The organism is Pseudalkalibacillus decolorationis, assembly GCF_024609785.1.
In the GTDB taxonomy this organism is placed as follows: domain Bacteria; phylum Bacillota; class Bacilli; order Bacillales; family Fictibacillaceae; genus Pseudalkalibacillus; species Pseudalkalibacillus decolorationis.
Genome location: NZ_JANHJQ010000050.1, coordinates 1 through 17640, shown reverse-complemented (window position 1 = coordinate 17640; position 17640 = coordinate 1). Strand labels below are relative to the sequence as shown.

Here is a 17640-nt window from a genome sequence, read left to right as displayed (position 1 = left end):
ATGTGAGAACCCACGGATATCAGAGTATTGACCGATGTAGAGATCTTTGCCTTCGTGCCGTGCGCTTATCCTGCTCACGTAAAGAGCCATATGGAGTACAAATAGACGTTAAGAGAACACCAAAAAGTGCACTCTTAGTTAAGGTTGCCCAAAAGTTGGCGGGGCTTGACAGTTTCGTTCATATCAGTGCAACTAAGGTTCAGCGGACGCCAATGGCTTGGCCTTACCAAGTTTTCTTTATCGCACCTGAACGGGCGCTTCCGCTTGTACGAGTTTGGAGTATTTTGATTCAGGCCCTGACCCAGAGGCTTTCACCATTTCATTCAATTCTTCTTGCGCTGCTTCAATTGATCCAAAGGATTCAAAGAACTTTACTCGTATGTCGTTAATGAATTCTTTCCCCTCGTAATTTTCATACAAATGAATCTTGACGTTGTCATCCAAGACTTGCGCGATTGTATAAGTAGCTTTCACTTTATCAAAAAAGTAGAAATCGTAGGATTCAACAGGTTGTAAACCATCACTCTTTACCGTTGTTTGGTAGGTTTCTTTATTGGTCAAAATAATATACTTTTCCATTTAACTCTCTCCCTTTCATTAAGTGAATCAATATTTCCGTACGGTCGGCCACGCTAATTCATTGTACACCTCCTTAAGAGTTTTTGGTATATGGTATACCAAATTTGATTTATTTCAATTTTACATGAATACTGAGAAGAAGACAATGATTTAACAGAATTTTATGAAAAAAGGTATTAAAGTAAGTTTCTGATAGGAAATTTTCACTATGGAAAATCAAGGAATATCAATGATGGTAGAAAGGTCGGACTTTTATTATTCGCATCATAAAAGTTTTTTGAAAGGGTTTACATGGTTACAAAACTTAAGATATAATCAGACTTATATTTCAGAATATTTATAAAAATTAGAAAGAAGGTGAGTGCTGGTATGCCAAATGTTAAATTGCATCTAGAAGATAACAAATTTCATGAGCAAGAAGTCCCCACTAACAGTAATCTAGTAGTACTTGCTGGGATTAAGCAACTTCCACATTTGAAATATGGTTGTGGAATGGGGAAGTGCACACGATGTGCATCAAAAATATTGAAAGGGGGAGAGGCACTGAACGAACCGAATTGGAAGGAAAGGAAAATGTTAGGTGATAAGTTGGATCAAGGAATTCGTTTAACATGTCAATTAACCATCAGTGAGGATATTGAACTGACACAGGAAAAGTCTGTTGTTAAAATTGGTATACAATATTCCAAATCAGTGAATGACATTTAGTTTTGAAAGGAAAGGAGGGAGTGAAATGAAGCCCTACTTACTCACAGAGATGACCCATTCCGAGGTAAGAGATGCACTTGAAACGGTAAAGCTTGCTATTATCCCGATTGGGGCACATGAACAGCATGGGCCACATATGGTAGAAAGCTGTGATGCAGTACTAGCTACCGAGATGGCAAAGAAGCTTGGTGAAAGATTGCATCCTTATGCTTTGATTTCGCCGACCATCAATATGGGGGTTTCGCATCATCATTTGAATTTCCCTGGTACCATTAGCTTAGAACCGTCCACATTAATAGCGATCTTGAGGGATATGGTTAAATCACTTAAAAAGCATGAAATTACCAATTTCCTGTTATTAAATGCCCATGGTGGGAATCAGGCGACACTTAATGTTGCGAGTATAACATTATCAAGCGATCTTGGAGTGAAAGTGTATTATGCAAAGACGACTGCCTCTGCAAAAAAGGCAATGGAAAAACATATTCAATCACCGATTTTTGGTCATAGTTGTGAACGAGAGGTTTCAGAAGCATTGTATCTAGCCCCACATCTTGTAAGAACTGACCTATTAGTAAAAGCTGATTGGAAGCAAGGCGATTGGAAAAAGCTGCGACCAGGCAATGCTGTTCAAGGACCTTATCAGTATGAAGAGATGACGGCAAACGGATGTATTGGTGATGCTACACGTTCGAGCGTTAAAATAGGACGTGAAATAGTAGATGAAGCCCTAGATGAGCTTGAACAAGCCCTTACAGAGTTGTTAAAACTCAAGTCACCTACTATGTCGTCTCCATAAAAAGAGGAAAGAGGTGATGCAATTGACAATAGCTCACTGGATGTATGCGATTGTCACATTAGCTGTTATTTTAACAATGCTTTTTAGAAGGGGCGTTGTTTTGCCAACTCTTTTGGGAACTTTGTTGGTAGCGATGATTTACACCGGTTCCCTTGTAGAAGGACTACAAGCAGTATTTAATGCAAATCTTGTTGCAGCTAGAGAATTATTTAGCATCTTTCTAATTATTACGTTCATGGTTGCTTTGTTGCAATCGTTAAAGGATTTAGGGTCTGATCAAAAAATGATCACCCCGATCCAAAAGGTGATGGTGAACGGTCATATCTCTTACTTTGTAATTATTGGGGTCACGTATGCGATTTCCCTGTTTTTTTGGCCAACTCCAGCCGTTCCGCTTATATGTACTCTTCTGATCCCAGCTGCTCATAAAGCTGGCTTACCAATGATGGGAGGGGCAATGGCGGTTGCAATTGCTGGACAAGGAATGGCCCTTTCTTCCGATTATATTATCCAAGTCGCACCTATGCTTAGTGCCACTGCTGCAGGTATAGATACGGCTTCCGTTGCTAACAAAGCGTTTATATTATCACTAATTACTGGAGGAACAGCTGCTGTAATGGCTTATGTCTCGATAAGGAAAAGTATTACCCAGAAGTCTAACAAAAAAGAAGAAGTTAATAGCGGAATGGAAGCATTACAGGTCAATCCTCAAACTGCTGCAGAACTTTCTGCAACGACAGAGCAATACATAACAGATAAAGAGCTGTCGTTCTGGAGCAAGCTATTTGCTGTTTTGGTCCCATTATCGATGTTGGCTGTGATGATCTACATGTTCTCTACAAAAGTGGGTAGTAAACAGGGTGGATTTGAAGGTGGTGACGGTGCCGCATTTATCGGTGGAGTTGCGATTGTACTGCTGGTTCTTGCAAGTACAGCATTTGGTAGAATGCATGCACTCGACAAAATCAGCGAACACATTACAGAGGGATTTGTCTTTGCATTCCGTGCCATGGGTCCTGTTATCCCAATTGCGGGTTTCTTCTTTCTAGGTTCAGGTGATTTTGCAGCTGGCATTCTAGGTCTTGCAGAGGATGCTGCAACACCAGCGTTTCTATTTGATATAGTTCAATCGGCCCAAAACGCGATACCGCAGAATGGATTTTTAACAGGCTTTGGTATCCTGTTCATTGGAATTATAACCGGTCTTGATGGTTCTGGATTTTCTGGCTTGCCGTTGACTGGTGCTTTATCAGGAGCACTTGCTCCAGGAAGTGGAGTCGATCCTTCAACCCTTGCTGCAATTGGACAGATGGGCTCAGTCTGGACAGGGGGAGGTACATTAATAGCTTGGTCGTCCCTTGTGGCAATAGCAGGCTTTTGTGGAATTTCTGCTATGGATCTTGCAAGAAAGAACTTTATTCCGGTCATGTCGGGACTGATTCTCTCTACGTTGATAGCATTGTTGATCTGGTAGAATCGGAATTTTAAGAAAATTTAAACGAATAGGTTGACACTGTGCTGAACATTCGTTTAAGATTGAATCAAATGGTATACCAAATACAAAATACCGATTATGAAATGACCAATTAAAATGGTCGTACCTAAAAAGGAGGAATTAGTAATGGCAGAATTATTACCGAAAGATGAGTTTCGTAAAAAATTAGAGGAAGCGATTAAAGGAAATCATAGCCAGAAAGCACCTTTCACAGAAGCGTGGGCAAGCGGAAAGCTTAAGAGAGAGCATTTTGCTCGCTGGGCTGAAAATCACTACCATTATGTAGGACCATTCGCTGATTATCTGGCATACATATATGCTAGTACACCTGAACATTACACGGATGCGAAGGATTTCACACTGCAGAACATGTATGAAGAAGAAATTGCTGCAGACCGCCATACTGATTTGTTGATTCGTTTCGCGGAGGCTTGTGGAACGACAAGAGAACGGGTTGAAAACCCTAAGAATATGGCACCTACTACACTAGGACTTCAAAGCTGGTGCTATACTTCAGCATTCCGTCAAAACTTTGTAGTTGCTACAGCAGCTTTAGTTGTAGGGCTTGAATCGCAAGTGCCGGACATCTACCGAAAGCAAACACCGATTCTTCGGGAAAAATACGGTTTTAATGATGAGGAAATTGAATTCTTTGACCTTCACATCGTATCTGATGAAATCCATGGCGAGCGTGGTTATAAGATCGTCCTTGAATGTGCCGATACTCCTGAATTACAGCAGCAATGCCTTGAAATTGTGCGAACTGGGGCAAAAATGAGAAGAATGTATATGGACGGTCTTTATAACGAGTATGTAGCAAAGGATTTAGAGACAGTAACAAATGCATAAACATTCTTGATCTCTTCCATAAAAAGAGGATGTTCAAAAAGTCCGGGAAAAATAGCTGTCGAATTTCTTCGTTGCTCGACCTCTCCTGTCTTGCACACGGACGTGCTGACTTCGACGTTTTCACAGGACGTGAAGTAGTTAGTCGAAGTTCCATATGTACCTGCGTCTACTAGTTGAGGCTAAGCAGATAGCTTCCTCGTACAACTCGTAGCTTTTAAGCAGGTATCGCTCGTCGTTCTGGTCCTCGAGGTTTTCGCGCCTCGGGCTCACACGATGTGAGTCAGTTCAACGTTGTAACAGGACGTTACGAATCTAGTTGAACTTCATTTATAACGGCTCTTTTTGTCCTCCTTTTTGAACTCCTGCTAAAAGGCAGTTTCTCTTTTACTAGGGAAGCTGCCATAATTTTTGAACCGGATAAACAGAAAGGATGATAGAAATGTTAAAGACAGATGTTAAAATCTATCAAAATTATATCAATGGAGTATGGCTAGATAGCTTATCCGGGGAAACGTTTGAAAGTGTTAACCCCGCCGATTCAAATGATACTGTAGCAAAGTTTCAGGCATCGAATAAAGAGGATGTAGAAAAAGCGATTGATTCTGCTTCTACTGCTTTCGCTACCTGGGTTCAAACTCCAATCTCCAAAAGAGCCGCTATTTTAACGAAAGCAGCTGCTATCCTTGAGGAAAGAGCGGACGAGTTGGCTTTAGAACTGACACGTGAGGAAGGTAAACCTCTAGGCGCCAGTAAAAAGGAAGTTTCACGATCAGCTGATACGCTTCGCTTTTATGCAGTAGAAGGACAAACATTAACAGGTGAGACCTTTCCAAATGACGATCCTAAAATGAAAGTATCTACTGTCAGAGAACCACTTGGGGTTATTTCAGTCATTACACCATGGAACTTTCCAATCTCAATACCTGCTCGAAAAATTGCTCCCGCTCTAATAACTGGAAACACCGTTGTATTTAAACCATCGAGTGAAACCCCACTTATTGCTCTTCGCTTAGTTGAGGCACTTGATGAAGCAGGACTTCCCCCAGGAGTTCTTAATTTTGTAACTGGACATTCTTCCTATATTGGTGCATCGATCGTTCGTCACCCAGCTATTCGAGGTGTTACATTTACCGGTTCTACAGGAGCAGGAGAAAGCATTCATCGTTCGGTTTCTTTGACAACTAGGACGCAAATGGAACTTGGTGGGAAGAACCCGCTGATTGTAATGGAAGATGCTGACCTGGAAAAGGCGGCTAAATTAACAGTGAATGGTGGCTTTTCATTATCAGGACAAGCTTGTACAGGGACAAGTCGTGTCATCGTTTTATCAAGTGTAAAAGAAGCATTCATAACTGAATTGGTTAATCAGGTGAAGAATTTAAAAATCGGCAGCGGGATGGAAAGTGGAGCGGTCATTGGCCCACTGGCAAATTCGAAGCAACTGGAGAAAATTTTACAATACATCCAAATAGGTCAAGAAGAGGGTGCTGACCTTGTTTATGGAGGAAAGCAACTTACAATTTCACCTTACGACAGTGGCTATTTTGTCGAACCAGCAGTATTCACAAACGTAAATCCTACAATGAGAATTGCACAAGAAGAAATTTTCGGGCCAGTTGTGTCAGTAATTGAGGTTCAATCATATGAAGAGGCTATTTCCATCGCGAACGATACTGAGTATGGTCTGTCTGCTTCGATCGTAACCAACAATAATTCATATATTGAGCGCTTTGTGAATGATATCCAGTCAGGGACTGTGAAAGTGAATCGTACAACAACAGGGAATCTGATCAATGCTCCGTTCGGGGGGCTGAAAAAATCCAGTACTTCAACTTTTAGAGAATCCGGTAGAGCGGGGCTCGATTTCTTTACCCAGACAAAAACTGTGTATATTGGATATTGATTGTAAAGGAGGCAAAATAATAGATGAAAACAACATTAAAGCTCGATTTAGAAGAAGCAAAAGTCATGATTGAAGCCGCAAAAAAGAAATCTGAGGAAATAAATGTCTTGGAAACGATCGCGGTTGTCGATGCAGGTGGTCATGTTATCGCGTTAGAACGAATGAATGGAGCGAGAATAACAGGTCCAGATATTGCAATCGCTAAAGGATTTACAGCAGCTGGACACAAACGTTCGACGCATCTTTTTAATAAGTACCCTAAAGGACCAGTTCTTCCAGGGAATGAAGCATTCGGAATCCAACAAATGATTCCAGGAAAATTCGCTGTCTTTGTTGGAGGATTTCCGATCGTAGTAGATGGTGATGTAATTGGAGGCATAGGGATAAGTGGAGGAAACGGCGAACAGGATACCGCTGTAGGAGTTGCAGCACTTCAAGCATTAGACAATGTTTTAGAAGGTCATTCTGTTACCGTTGAGGCTGATATCAAAGAATAATAGTACCTGTGCTGACTCTCGAAGGTATCTTCAGCTTTTGAGTCAGCACTGTTTTTTGCACGTTAAGAAAGCTAAAATTTTGCTGCATAGATGCAATGTCTAGCTCCAACGCCCAGGTACGCAGATCGTCACTTCGATTCTTCCACAAACACAAAAAGCGTGTTGTGCTGCAGAATCTCCAGCGCTTGCACCACAGGCATAAGGGTAACTAAGGTAATCGCCTTAGCGTTTACCAAGTTTTCTTTATCGTACCTGAACAGGGCGTTTACGCTTTTCTTAATTCTTTTGGAGAAAGAGGGGTTTCAATGAGAGTGCTTGGCGAATTATGTATCGGGTTTGCAAGGACGGGTGTACTCGGTTACGGCGGTGGACCGGCTACAATTCCATTAATTGAATATGAAGCGGTTAAAAAGTACGGCTGGATGAATGAAGAAGAGTTCGGAGAAACATTAGCTCTAGCCAATACACTTCCTGGACCGATTGCAACGAAAATGGCTGCATATGTCGGCTATAAAGTTAAAGGTACTACTGGTTCACTTGTAGCGATCCTTTCTCATATCATCCCCTCACTTTTCGGGATGTTAATGCTTTTGGGTGTATTATACTCTTATCGTAGTTCACCCTACATAAGCGGAATGATTAATGGTGTGACCCCAGTTGTAGGAGTGTTGCTAGGAGTACTCGCTTATCGATTTTTAGATAAAGCGAAAAAAGGTATGGGGTTGAAATGGATGATAGTCAGTGTTCTTGGGTGTCTTGTTGTCATCGAAACATTGCATGTCCATCCGGGTATTGTCATCGTACTCTTTCTTCTTGTGGCATTTACAATGGCGACCTATAGAAATAAATCAAATCGGGACAGTGTTAAAAAAGTAACTGAAAAGAAGCGTGAAGGTGCATGATTTATTGGGATATTTTTTCTGCATTTTTCATATCTAATTTACTTGGCTATGGTGGAGGACCTTCTACAATACCACTCATTCAAAAAGAAGTGGTTGGCCATTACCACTGGATGTCTCTTGAACAATTTGGAGACTTATTTGCAATTGCGAATATTTTACCGGGACCTATTGCAACAAAGATGGCAGGATATATCGGTTATCAGATCGGTGGCATCCCAGGTATGTTGATTGCACTTGTCGCTACTATTGCACCATCAGCAATCGCAGTGATCATTTTATTTTCATTTGCTAACCGTTTCAAAAATGCTTTACAAGTAAAGTGGATGACAAAATCAGTTCAACCTGTAATTGCCGTTCTATTAGGCGTATTAGCATATCAATTTTTCTTATCAAGTTATGAAAACAGTGGAATTATCCACTTGTTGATATTAGCGTTAGGAAGTTTAGTTGCACTTGAAAAATTTAAAGTACACCCTGCATTCGTTATCCTTTTCTCACTGCTGTATGGTGGTGTATTTTTGTCTGGTGTAGTATAAGTATCATTTGCCATTAAGAATGATGATAGGATATAATTGGTATACCATTCGATGTAACTTGTGGGAGGTTGGGCAAATGCATGAACATTGGCACCAGGATGAGCTTCTATCAATCCGAGAACGCGCGTATCTACATTTGAAAAGTTTGATTATAAACGGTGAATTTAAGCCAGGAGATCGGCTTATCGAAAGGGAATTGGCTGATAAACTAAAAATTAGCAGGACACCGATTCGAGAAGCCCTTTTCAGGTTGGAATCTCAAGGCTTCGTCAAGACTGTACCTCGTAAAGGTGTCATCGTAGATAATATTACTGAAAATGAAGTGATTGAGGTTTTTACAATTCTTGCTTCTCTTGAAGTTTTGGCTGCAAAGCTTGCTGCCCAGAAGATGGATGAACAAACTTCTAAAGAGTTCGACTCGATCATCTTTAAGCTAGAAAATATTGATAAGTTGACTGATGAAGAAATTTCACATATCCATATAGATACAAACCGAGTATTGTATAAAGCGGCTAAGAGCCCGAAACTATATGAGATGCTGACAGGTTTATTGGATTACATTCGTCTTTTTGCGAATACAAGCTACGAAACTCCAGGGAGACAAGAACAGTCAATGAAGGAACACTTGGATATCATGAAGGCTGTTCGTAACAAAGAGGCTGAAATGGCGGAATATATGACCAAGATTCATATTGAGAATTCCAAAAAGGCATATGTGAACTACGTAAAAAATAAATAGTTATACTTAAAAACGAGGTTGACTCCTAAGAGTCAGCCCCGTTTTTACTTTTACTATACCCCAAGAACCATAGGGCTGGTTAAATTGTTAATTGCTTTAAAAATACTCATTGATACGATATGGCTTGATTTAGGATTTTCAATCAGAGGGGTGTTTTGTACCTGTACGTTAATTTGCCCAAATAGCCCCTTTGCGACAATCTCATGAGTGTTTTGGTTAACCATTGGATCAACATATACCTGAACCTTTGTCTTCTCAAATCCAATACCCGCAAGACTTAAAGCTGCAGAAACGTTTACACTCTCAGGGAAAAGTAACGAAGCTTCCCGTGCACTTCCTTCAAATATACATTGTGGTTCAGTTATTGTATCTAGATTTACCTTCTCTTCTACGAATGAATTACGCCATACAGCAGGCGGTTTTCTCGTAATTAATTTGATCTCTTCAATTTCGTTATAAGACGCAGCACGTATTCGATCCAATCCTCCTATAGCTGCAGAAGGAATAATAATTTGCTTCATTGATTTACTTGCTGCAGACTCTAGATCTTTATGAAGCGATTCGTCTGCGAGGGCTCCAGCTGATACAAGTATTAAGTGAGCACCACAAGATAACGTTCGATACCCATACTGACGAACAGCTTCATGACCAGCAGCCTCAATAACAACATCATGCCCCATACAAAAAAAGCTATCAGGATTGCTAGTTAACATTACATTACTTGGCACATATGTAGCAACTTTAGATGGATCCCGTACTAATATCCCACATAAGGTAGCGCTTTCAGAACTCTGACTCATCAAATAGTTAGCAACTTCCTTGCCAATGCCTCCATAACCAATTAATCCTATTTTCATGACAAGCCTCCGTTAACATTTGGTATTTGGTATACCTTAATTATCTCTTATTTATTGGTAAGCGTCAAGAATATTGTCATAAGAGTAATAAAATTCAGAATTTATATTGTTTTGATTTTAGATTTATGGTATATTGTATACCAATAAAACATTGAGGAGGGTCTTTCAAATGCCGGTTATTAACTATTCCACTAGCAATAAAAAAATTGAAGTTCCTGAAAATTCGAACATTCTTAGGATGTCTTTACGTTACGATGGGGAATTGCCTAATCGATGTGGTGGGGGAACTTGCGGTACATGCGTTTGCAAGATTGAAGACGGATATAAAAATTTAGATAAAGTAAAACATGCTGAACGAAAGAAATTAGGAGGTGAATACCTGGATATGGGTTATCGTCTTGGATGCCAAACATTTGTAAATGGAGATGTAACAATCTCTTGGGATGAAGAGATTACTCGTCAGGTGAAAAAGCGTAAAATTACTATGCCGAAGACAACTATAAAATCTTAAATTAAGGGGAAGGATGCGCCATGATGGTATGTGGGGTTCATTTTCTAACAGCGATTAATCAATTGAAGTTCCCTCATATAAAGAAAGTAACATCTAGAGTACCTTGTCATTATTGTACAAAAGTAGCTAATTATAATGTATTTTATACACATAAAGCTATGGATTACTCTAAAGATTGCTAAAAGTACTTAGATAAAGAAAAAACCGCTGGTTAGGCGGTTTTTTACTATAACCGATTAATATTTAAATATTTTCTTTAAGTTAGTAAATTTACGCTCTGCTAACATCTGGACCTTTTTTGAATGAAATAAGTAATAAAACATTTTCTCCCCCCGAAATGGTAAAATATATTAGGTTTTCTCAATTGATAATCACTATCAATTAACAATATTGTATACCAAAAGAGTATTAAGTGCAATAAAAAACTGAAAATAATCATAAAAATTCATATTCGGTATACCAAATAGGTTTTCTAAGTTAAATGTAGCTAATAACGGGACTAGTGTTTAAAAGAGATAAATTACTTTTTAAAATGGGAGGTAAATGATGAAACAAACTCGAATTGGTTTAGTGGGAATTGGTAAATTAGGTAGTGCTATGATGAAACATTGGTGTGATCTTGAAATACCTGTTGGGATTTATCACCCTGATAATTCAAAAGCTAAACAATTCACAGCACGCTTTACAAACGGTTATATGATTAATAAAGAGGAAATAAATAAATTGAGTGCTTTTATTTTGGCTCTTCCTGCAGATAATGTTGTTCCTTTTATTTCTCAATGCCTTTCTCAACGAATCCCCCTTAAGGATACATACTTAATAAATATGGCAACTACCCTAAATACAAAAGAGATTAGCAGTGAATTTTCTGACTTAAACATTGTAGGTCTAAAATTTATGGGTCATTCCAACGATTTATTTGAACATGCAAATGGATTGTTTATTACAGAACAATCCATTCCTGATGAAATATTAGACTTATTTCGGTTTCTTGGAAAAGTGAAAAGAGATAGTGAAGAAATTGTGATCAAAGTGAACAAACTGGCTACTTATCAAGCAGTAAAAGCTGCAATTGATCTTGAAAAGGAGTTTGCCAAGAATAACCTCCCACCTGAATATAAAAACAGAGCACTAACTTCACTTTTCCCGGAAGTTATAAGGTCTTACAGCAAAGGTAGCCTTGGATATTTTGCAAGAGAAATTGAAAAAGAAATTAAAAATAAAGATTACCAAAAGTAATTAATGGGCGGTAAAAGTGAATTTGTAAACAATATAGTAGAGAGAGCGTTGGGGAAGAAGTGAATTTTAGGTGAATGGGTTCGGGATTTGTTTAAAAACCTAATTTTGAGGTGAACTATGCAGGTCCGTTTAGTTGAAAGTTCAGATTACTATATTATTTCTCCACTGATCAATGATTGGTGGGGAGGTCGGCAATTTTCTGATATATTAACAAAGTCATTTTTTGACCACTTCACAGGTGAACTCCTCTATTATAGGAAGCCACTGAAAAAGTCCTTTCATTAATAACCACCTCCTTTTCCTCGTTTCTATCGAGGGGAATGGGGCTGGTTTATTGTTTAGCTCACGGTTTTTTCTTATATATTTCTACAATTGTTGTGATACATTATTTTTGAAGAATATAATGCTATTTAGAAAAGGAGATTAAAAATGATGTCAAAAGAACATTGGGATAACCGTTTTTCAGATAAAGATTTTGTTTATGGTGAAAGTGAAAATGTATTTATAAACAATATAAGTAATATAATTCCTGAACATTCAAAGGTTGGTTGTTTTGCTGAAGGTGAAGGACGGAATGCGGTTTATTTAGCAAAACTTGGTCACGATATAACGTCTTATGATCAATCAATGATTGGCCTTGAGAAAACGAAAACATTGGCTAGTCAAAATAATGTTGACGTAGAAACAGTTGCGATTGATTTGACTAAAGAAAAAGTTAAACCAAATCAATATGATGCCGCAATAATGGTGTTTGGACACGTCCCCAAAAAAGACCAGCCATTTTTTTTGGAGAGTATGATTAGTTCAGTGAAACCAGGTGGGTATATCATCTTTGAAATTTACTCAGAAGCTCAACTTGAGTATCAAACCGGTGGTCCAAAGTCTGTTGATCTGTTATATGATCCGGTAGATATCCTAAATTGGATTAAAAATTACAAATGTATTCATTTTTATTACGGTGAAGTGGAGCGGAATGAAGGAAAAAGACATGTAGGTTTAGGTCATGTTATTCAAGCCGTTATAATGAAATGATAAAAAGTTAGCATCCCGAGTTGATCGGATATTGGGATGGGTACACTGAACTAACGATTAGTTAGACAAGAATTCCTGACTCTACCGATAATTAATTGGATTAATGATTGATTGTTCTACAATTTGAAAAGGGGTATTAAAAATGGCATATATTTTACAAGTGGATTTCAAAATGGACGGACCATTCGGTGACCAGATGGCTCAAGAATTTTCTGATATAGCAAAAGGTATTAATGAGGAAGAAGGGTTCTTATGGAAGATTTGGACGGAAGATAGTGAGGCAAAGGAAGCTGGTGGTATTTATCTGTTTAAGTCAAAAGAGTCAGCTCAAAAATATTTAATTATGCATACAGAAAGATTAAAGGGATTTGGTATTGAGCCAGTCAACGGGAAAATATTCCAGGTGAATGAAGGATTAACTCAGATCAATAACGGTCCGATTAAATAACTTAAGGGGCTAGATGGGTTAGGGTATAACATAGAGACGTTGAATGTAAATAACTATATTAAACTGAACAAAACCAATCACCGTTATCTAACCGGTGGTTTTTTATTTCTTTAACAAATCTTTATACTTCCAGCTTACTATTGAGTAGGGAGGGATTAAATTGGGAGATGCTTGGATTTTTGGTCCGATCATGATCAAAGAGAAATGGGCGTTCTACTTCATTGCCGGACTGGTGGCTTACATTGTGATTCGCTTTGGAGTTTATAGGAAATCAATCAAACGTTCAGTGCTGGAATTGTTGTGGAATGCCTTATTATTATTTGCCTTCGTATGGAAAATGAGTTACACCGTATTACATCCACTGAATGTACTGGCGAATCCGATGAGCCAACTTTATTTTACTGGTGGTGATAAAGGGATCTTGTTTGCGCTTGGTGCGGTATTGATTTATTTTCTCCGCCGAAGTAAAAAAGAAAAAATGCCAGTTAGAACATATATCGAACCGGGCTTAATTGCAATGTTGGCGGCCCTTGGTACTTACTTATTTTTGCTGATGCTGATGGACTACTCATCTCCACTATATTCACTTCTGCAAATTTTCTTGTCAGTCATCCTTGTTGTTTACTGGTTTAGAAATGTTGGTCGCGGTCATCAGCCGTTATGGCCGGGAATGATTTTATGGTTCAGCCTTGGAGAATTGCTAATTTCATATTTCAATGACCGCATCCCTGTTTGGTTAGGATTTTCTTTTTCTCAGTGGGTATTTATTGCCATTAGCTTTATTGTGATCGTTGTCTCTTACCGGGGAAAACGTAGCTTTAATAAAACTTAACAATCTTTTTATATGCTAGGAAAAATGGAGGTGATCTATAAAGAGATGGAAAATGTAACGATTTTTATTGCTTTTACTGCGGGGCTGGTCTCGTTTTTTTCTCCCTGTGTGTTTCCGCTAATTCCTGCTTATGTCGCCAATTTGACCGGATCAACAATTGAAGGTGATCGGGTCGTCGTCGGTAAAAAGGCGGTGTTTATCCGTTCGATTACATTTATTATCGGTTTCAGTATCATATTTGTTCTTCTCGGAGCTTCGGCAAGCTTTTTAGGTGGGTTCCTCGCCCAATATCAGGACCTTATTACAAGAATCGGAGGCTTACTTATTATTATGTTCGGGATGCAAATGACAGGCCTGTTGCAAATGAAGCTGTTGATGAGTGAAAAACGTTTTCAAATGGATGCGAAAAAAGAAAAAAATTTTTGGCGATCCCTTATTATGGGGATGGTTTTTGCGGCTGGATGGTCACCATGTGTCGGACTGGCATTATCTTCGATTTTAATATTAGCCGGATCATCGGGTACGTTGATGACTGGAATTTTTATGCTTATCGTCTATTCGCTCGGTTTGGCGATTCCCTTTCTATTAATTGCTTTTTTGATTACTTACTCTCTTAAAGTCATGAAAAGAATCAACAAGTGGATGCCGAAGATCTCTACAGCTAGTGGATGGTTGCTCATTGCTCTAGGTTTGTTACTTTTTACAGGCCAACTGCAAAAGATCAGTGCTTGGCTTACTTCGATTACAGGTACATACATGTAAGAGAAAGGACGACTGTTGATGTGGAAAAATATATTACCGATTGTATTTTTAGTTGGTTTAGTGATTTGGGGTGTTTACGATTATACTCAAGACAATCATACTGAACCGGAAAATGGAGAAAAAATCGAACAAAATTCAGTTGCATCAAATGAACAAAAACCGGCAACGAAAAATAGGGAAACAGGGATAGAGCAAGGAAATATAGCTCCCGATTTTACATTGCAAACGTTAGAGGGAAAAAAAGTAAAGCTGTCAGATTATCGCGGGAAAAACGTGATCATTAACTTCTGGGCAACATGGTGTCCGCCGTGCCGGGTCGAGATGCCTCATATGGAGGACTACTATCAAGCCAATCAGGAAAACGATTTCACCATCTTAGCTGTGAATATGACGGAAAGTGAAAAAAGTAAAAGTGATGTAAAGTCATTTGTGAATGATTTCGGATTGTCGTTTCCCGTTGTTTTGGATGTAGAGAGCAAAGTGACAAACACATACGAGGTAGTGGCGTATCCAACAAGTTATTTTGTTGACAAGCAAGGCGTGATCCGACATAAAGTAATGGGAGCAGTTAATCAGGATATGATCCAGAAGATTATCGAACAAATGAAATAACTTTTTATTTCCTTGCCATTTCATGTTTAGTTTTCATGAGCTCCATTTTGTCCATTTCGTACGGATTTTAAGACTGGTTTCTTGTACAGATGGAGTATTTATGCTTTTGCTGAGGGAATGTTTTTCATTTTCCTCCTCGGTGAATTTTCTTTAATTCAGGCTTATGTTATCAATCAGGGGCTAATCCGACGAGCTACTTTTTTGACAAGTAAGGTGTTATACAATATAAAGTGGTGGGAGCGATGAATCAGGGTATGATCCGCAAATGCAGCTCTCAGATGAAATTACGCGGACCAAAAGGAGCGCTATGAATACAACAGGAAAAACGATTCTTATTGTTGAAGACGATCCAAATATTTTGGAATTAATGAAACGTTATCTGGAGGTTTCCGGATTTGATGTATGGGGAGTACGAAATGGTGAGGAAGCCAAGCGGTTTTTTGAAGAAAAAGACCCTTGTTTTGTTCTTTTGGATTTAATGCTGCCGGGAGTAAGTGGAGAATCTGTTTGCCGGTGGATTCGTAAAGATATGAAGAGCAATATTCCCTTAATCATGGTGACTGCAAAAGTGGGAGAGAGTGATCGGATTCGAGGTCTTCAAATGGGTGCCGATGACTATGTCATTAAGCCGTTCAGTCCAAAAGAACTGGTGGCAAGAGTGGAAACCGTCCTCCGTCGGACGGAAAATCGATGCAACAAAATCAGCTACCATGACATTACTTTAAAACCACTTAAACTCGAAGCTAAGGTAAGTGGAAACGTGATGGAGCTAACCAATCATGAATTTCAACTGTTATATTATCTGATGAGGCATCCAAATCAAATTCTATCCCGTGAACAAATATTAGATGAGCTGTACCCAAATCAAGAGAAAGTCGTCACTGACAGAACAGTTGATGTCCATATCGGAAAGATCAGGGAGAAAATGGGGCCGGATAAAGCTCATCTAATTCAAGCAGTGAGGGGAGTGGGGTATAAGTTTGTGGCTTATTAATCGATTCCGGGAAAAAATGATTCGAAAATGGATCGTTTTAAATATCGGTATAACCATGCTTGTCATTGTATTGGTTGGTTTTACAATTAAGGAATTAGCGTGTTACCAGTTTAGTCAATATGCTGATTCCGCTCTTCAATCCCAACAATTTCGGCAGACCATTGAGGGTTATCTATTTGATGCTGGCCTTCTAACGCTTATCATAGCTATATTTGTTCATTTATTTTTCGCGAAAAAAATTCTCACCCCACTGGACCGATTATCTAACATTTCCAAAGGACTGATTAAGAGATCCGATTATTCATCAGTCAATGCTATTTCAAATGATGAAGTGGGACAAATTGCCGGTGAGCTTGATCATATATCTAATAGGGTTGACTATTTACATCAACAAAGAAATCAAATGATTGCGGATCTCGCCCACGAGTTACGTACCCCTCTTACAACGTTAAATGGGTATTTGGAAGGCCTTGAAGAAGGTGTGTTTGATCAAGATGAATCGATCTATGCTTTGTTAAAGAAAGAATGCACATATTTAACCGATCTGGTGGAGAATATGCACGAACTACACCAATGGGAGAACGAAGAAATAAACATTAAGAAGCAATGGTATCAGATCAAAGATGTTATATATTCAGGGTTAGCCTCGATTCAAAATAAATTTGACGAATTAGGCATTCAGGTAGAAAAAAATGTTGACACCTCTTCTATTTATTGTGATCAAAATGCGATATGTTCAGTATTATCTCATTTATTTGATAACATTGCCCGGTATGATGTTGGAAAAAAAGTTTTGATAGAAGGAAAGCATCTCAATGATAAATATGTGATTTCGGTTTCAAATCGAGGGTTGCCCATTCCTCAAGGAGCGGAAAATCATTTGTGTGATCGTTTTTTTCGGGTAGAAAATTCCCGTAACCGCGAAACAGGAGGAGCCGGTTTGGGATTAACGATAGTTTCAGAGATTGTTAAAGCACTAGGTGGTGAAATTGGATTTTATACAGAAGATAATTTTCATACCTTTTACTTTTTAATACCGGTATCCAACAGTAAAGAATGACTTAAAGTTACAATGTTTGAATGGGGGAGTACCGACACAATTCCTATGGTGTAATTATCATTTTATTTCGCATTAAACCAACAAATTGTGGTCTAAGTTAAGGAAGTGAGTGAAAGTGCACAACCTCTACATTACGAAGCCACTGAAAAACTAGCGTATTTTCTGTAAAATGGATTACTGTATTGAAAAAGACGACTTAAATTCACTTTTTGAATTTAAAGTCGTCTTTTTTATTGAATAAAATTGTCTATAATGACCTCGTTTTTAATCCATTAGTTTTAATATT

At 38.6% G+C, this 17640-nt stretch carries 20 protein-coding genes and 1 pseudogene; 19 read left to right on the top strand and 2 right to left on the bottom strand.

The genetic code is table 11. The annotated features are described in order from the left end of the window. Nucleotides 1–237 precede the first annotated feature (237 nt). Nucleotides 238–579: a hypothetical protein gene (locus tag NON16_RS24695; RefSeq protein ID WP_257352195.1), complete on the bottom strand. Its 342-nt coding sequence runs from the start codon at nucleotides 577–579 to the stop codon at nucleotides 238–240. 369 nt (nucleotides 580–948) lie between these two features. Here NON16_RS24695 and NON16_RS24690 point away from each other — a divergent pair, with 369 nt between their 5' ends. The 9 genes from NON16_RS24690 (at nucleotide 949) to NON16_RS24650 (ending at nucleotide 9007) form a co-directional block, all read left to right on the top strand. Continuing rightward, nucleotides 949–1287, top strand: coding sequence for a 2Fe-2S iron-sulfur cluster-binding protein (locus NON16_RS24690; RefSeq protein WP_257352192.1), 339 nt, complete (start codon nucleotides 949–951; stop codon nucleotides 1285–1287). 25 nt (nucleotides 1288–1312) lie between these two features. Beyond that, nucleotides 1313–2086: a creatininase family protein gene (locus NON16_RS24685; protein WP_257352191.1), complete on the top strand. Its 774-nt coding sequence runs from the start codon at nucleotides 1313–1315 to the stop codon at nucleotides 2084–2086. Between the two features lie 16 nt (nucleotides 2087–2102). Beyond that, nucleotides 2103–3560, top strand: coding sequence for a hypothetical protein (locus tag NON16_RS24680; protein WP_257352190.1), 1458 nt, complete (start codon nucleotides 2103–2105; stop codon nucleotides 3558–3560). Between the two features lie 147 nt (nucleotides 3561–3707). Then, complete coding sequence (locus NON16_RS24675; RefSeq protein WP_257352188.1) at nucleotides 3708–4430, top strand: iron-containing redox enzyme family protein; 723 nt, start codon at nucleotides 3708–3710, stop codon at nucleotides 4428–4430. A 439-nt stretch (nucleotides 4431–4869) separates the two neighbouring features. After that, nucleotides 4870–6333: an aldehyde dehydrogenase family protein gene (locus NON16_RS24670; protein WP_257352186.1), complete on the top strand. Its 1464-nt coding sequence runs from the start codon at nucleotides 4870–4872 to the stop codon at nucleotides 6331–6333. A 23-nt stretch (nucleotides 6334–6356) separates the two neighbouring features. Then, the gene (locus NON16_RS24665; protein ID WP_257352185.1) at nucleotides 6357–6830 is read left to right on the top strand and encodes a GlcG/HbpS family heme-binding protein; all 474 of its coding nucleotides are present in this window, start codon (nucleotides 6357–6359) and stop codon (nucleotides 6828–6830) included. A 305-nt stretch (nucleotides 6831–7135) separates the two neighbouring features. Next, nucleotides 7136–7732 carry a chromate transporter gene (locus NON16_RS24660; protein WP_257352184.1) on the top strand — a complete coding sequence of 199 codons (597 nt, stop codon included), beginning with the start codon at nucleotides 7136–7138 and terminating at the stop codon, nucleotides 7730–7732. After that, the gene (locus tag NON16_RS24655; protein WP_257352183.1) at nucleotides 7729–8268 is read left to right on the top strand and encodes a chromate transporter; all 540 of its coding nucleotides are present in this window, start codon (nucleotides 7729–7731) and stop codon (nucleotides 8266–8268) included. The genes NON16_RS24660 and NON16_RS24655 overlap by 4 nt, the downstream gene beginning before the upstream one ends. 76 nt (nucleotides 8269–8344) lie before the next feature. Continuing rightward, complete coding sequence (locus tag NON16_RS24650) at nucleotides 8345–9007, top strand: GntR family transcriptional regulator (RefSeq protein ID WP_257352181.1); 663 nt, start codon at nucleotides 8345–8347, stop codon at nucleotides 9005–9007. Nucleotides 9008–9060: 53 nt separating this feature from the next. Here NON16_RS24650 and NON16_RS24645 read toward each other — a convergent pair whose 3' ends face one another. Next, nucleotides 9061–9864, bottom strand: coding sequence for an aspartate dehydrogenase (locus tag NON16_RS24645; protein WP_257352178.1), 804 nt, complete (start codon nucleotides 9862–9864; stop codon nucleotides 9061–9063). Nucleotides 9865–10033: 169 nt separating this feature from the next. Between NON16_RS24645 and NON16_RS24640 the strand changes: the two genes are divergently transcribed. From NON16_RS24640 to NON16_RS24595, 10 genes and pseudogenes are all read left to right on the top strand, one after another. Next, nucleotides 10034–10375: a 2Fe-2S iron-sulfur cluster-binding protein gene (locus NON16_RS24640; RefSeq protein ID WP_257352176.1), complete on the top strand. Its 342-nt coding sequence runs from the start codon at nucleotides 10034–10036 to the stop codon at nucleotides 10373–10375. A gap of 546 nt (nucleotides 10376–10921) precedes the next feature. Further along, a complete protein-coding gene (locus tag NON16_RS24635; RefSeq protein WP_257352174.1) occupies nucleotides 10922–11614 on the top strand; it encodes an NAD(P)-binding domain-containing protein in 693 nt (230 codons plus the stop codon). Between the two features lie 117 nt (nucleotides 11615–11731). Further along, nucleotides 11732–11848 (top strand): annotated as a pseudogene (locus tag NON16_RS24630) (GNAT family N-acetyltransferase); the annotation flags it as partial. Nucleotides 11849–12046: 198 nt separating this feature from the next. Then, nucleotides 12047–12646 (top strand): class I SAM-dependent methyltransferase, encoded by a 600-nt coding sequence (locus NON16_RS24625; protein ID WP_257352201.1) that lies wholly within the window; start codon nucleotides 12047–12049, stop codon nucleotides 12644–12646. A gap of 142 nt (nucleotides 12647–12788) precedes the next feature. After that, the gene (locus tag NON16_RS24620; RefSeq protein WP_257352172.1) at nucleotides 12789–13094 is read left to right on the top strand and encodes a monooxygenase; all 306 of its coding nucleotides are present in this window, start codon (nucleotides 12789–12791) and stop codon (nucleotides 13092–13094) included. A gap of 160 nt (nucleotides 13095–13254) precedes the next feature. Beyond that, nucleotides 13255–13926, top strand: a complete 672-nt coding sequence (locus NON16_RS24615) for a hypothetical protein (protein ID WP_257352170.1) — start codon at nucleotides 13255–13257, stop codon at nucleotides 13924–13926. A gap of 30 nt (nucleotides 13927–13956) precedes the next feature. Next, on the top strand, nucleotides 13957–14688 hold the full coding sequence (locus NON16_RS24610; protein WP_308216654.1) for a cytochrome c biogenesis CcdA family protein: 732 nt from the start codon (nucleotides 13957–13959) through the stop codon (nucleotides 14686–14688). A gap of 18 nt (nucleotides 14689–14706) precedes the next feature. Next, nucleotides 14707–15300, top strand: coding sequence for a peroxiredoxin family protein (locus NON16_RS24605; RefSeq protein ID WP_257352169.1), 594 nt, complete (start codon nucleotides 14707–14709; stop codon nucleotides 15298–15300). Between the two features lie 307 nt (nucleotides 15301–15607). Further along, nucleotides 15608–16294 carry a response regulator transcription factor gene (locus tag NON16_RS24600; RefSeq protein WP_257352167.1) on the top strand — a complete coding sequence of 229 codons (687 nt, stop codon included), beginning with the start codon at nucleotides 15608–15610 and terminating at the stop codon, nucleotides 16292–16294. Continuing rightward, a complete protein-coding gene (locus NON16_RS24595) occupies nucleotides 16281–17354 on the top strand; it encodes a sensor histidine kinase (protein WP_257352164.1) in 1074 nt (357 codons plus the stop codon). The genes NON16_RS24600 and NON16_RS24595 overlap by 14 nt, the downstream gene beginning before the upstream one ends. Nucleotides 17355–17640: the final 286 nt, after the last annotated feature.

Bases quoted from the DNA above. Each gene is read 5' to 3' on its own strand.
- NON16_RS24685 (WP_257352191.1), top strand. From the start codon at position 1,313: ATGAAGCCCTACTTACTCACAGAGATGACCCATTCCGAGGTAAGAGAT.
- NON16_RS24680 (WP_257352190.1), top strand. From the start codon at position 2,103: ATGCAATTGACAATAGCTCACTGGATGTATGCGATTGTCACATTAGCT.
- NON16_RS24695 (WP_257352195.1), bottom strand. From the start codon at position 579: ATGGAAAAGTATATTATTTTGACCAATAAAGAAACCTACCAAACAACG.
- NON16_RS24645 (WP_257352178.1), bottom strand. From the start codon at position 9,864: ATGAAAATAGGATTAATTGGTTATGGAGGCATTGGCAAGGAAGTTGCT.
- NON16_RS24635 (WP_257352174.1), top strand. From the start codon at position 10,922: ATGAAACAAACTCGAATTGGTTTAGTGGGAATTGGTAAATTAGGTAGT.
- NON16_RS24660 (WP_257352184.1), top strand. From the start codon at position 7,136: ATGAGAGTGCTTGGCGAATTATGTATCGGGTTTGCAAGGACGGGTGTA.
- NON16_RS24640 (WP_257352176.1), top strand. From the start codon at position 10,034: ATGCCGGTTATTAACTATTCCACTAGCAATAAAAAAATTGAAGTTCCT.
- NON16_RS24605 (WP_257352169.1), top strand. From the start codon at position 14,707: ATGTGGAAAAATATATTACCGATTGTATTTTTAGTTGGTTTAGTGATT.
- NON16_RS24650 (WP_257352181.1), top strand. From the start codon at position 8,345: ATGCATGAACATTGGCACCAGGATGAGCTTCTATCAATCCGAGAACGC.
- NON16_RS24675 (WP_257352188.1), top strand. From the start codon at position 3,708: ATGGCAGAATTATTACCGAAAGATGAGTTTCGTAAAAAATTAGAGGAA.
- NON16_RS24655 (WP_257352183.1), top strand. From the start codon at position 7,729: ATGATTTATTGGGATATTTTTTCTGCATTTTTCATATCTAATTTACTT.
- NON16_RS24620 (WP_257352172.1), top strand. From the start codon at position 12,789: ATGGCATATATTTTACAAGTGGATTTCAAAATGGACGGACCATTCGGT.
- NON16_RS24665 (WP_257352185.1), top strand. From the start codon at position 6,357: ATGAAAACAACATTAAAGCTCGATTTAGAAGAAGCAAAAGTCATGATT.
- NON16_RS24625 (WP_257352201.1), top strand. From the start codon at position 12,047: ATGTCAAAAGAACATTGGGATAACCGTTTTTCAGATAAAGATTTTGTT.
- NON16_RS24670 (WP_257352186.1), top strand. From the start codon at position 4,870: ATGTTAAAGACAGATGTTAAAATCTATCAAAATTATATCAATGGAGTA.
- NON16_RS24600 (WP_257352167.1), top strand. From the start codon at position 15,608: ATGAATACAACAGGAAAAACGATTCTTATTGTTGAAGACGATCCAAAT.
- NON16_RS24690 (WP_257352192.1), top strand. From the start codon at position 949: ATGCCAAATGTTAAATTGCATCTAGAAGATAACAAATTTCATGAGCAA.